The 231-nt window shown below is 47.6% G+C and carries 1 protein-coding gene; it reads left to right on the top strand.

Features of this window, described 5'->3' with window-relative positions:
- The coding region (locus SB658_RS28035; RefSeq protein ID WP_410603876.1) for a hypothetical protein at positions 1–231 on the top strand (231 nt) is incomplete at both ends.

The following is a 231-nucleotide window of genomic DNA, read 5'->3' as shown; positions in this document are numbered from 1 at the left end:
CCGTACGGCAGCGGAGTTGTCCTGATTTATTTCCGATATGAAAATGATTTTGGACAAATCCGCGGAGGTGGAATTCAATTTGACGGCGTCTTGCGCAACATTGAAAGACGCTATAAGGAGACAGGCTCCGCTTTCATACGTGAGCAAATGGAGCAGTATATGTCTCAGAAGTCTTGTCCGCCGTGCAAAGGCTATCGGTTAAAGAAAGAGGCGCTTGCCGTACTGATTGAC

Origin of the sequence: Bacillus sp. SIMBA_008 (genome assembly GCF_046535495.1) — a bacterium.
In the GTDB taxonomy this organism is placed as follows: domain Bacteria; phylum Bacillota; class Bacilli; order Bacillales; family Bacillaceae; genus Bacillus; species Bacillus subtilis.
This window is presented reverse-complemented; position numbering and strand designations above follow the sequence as displayed.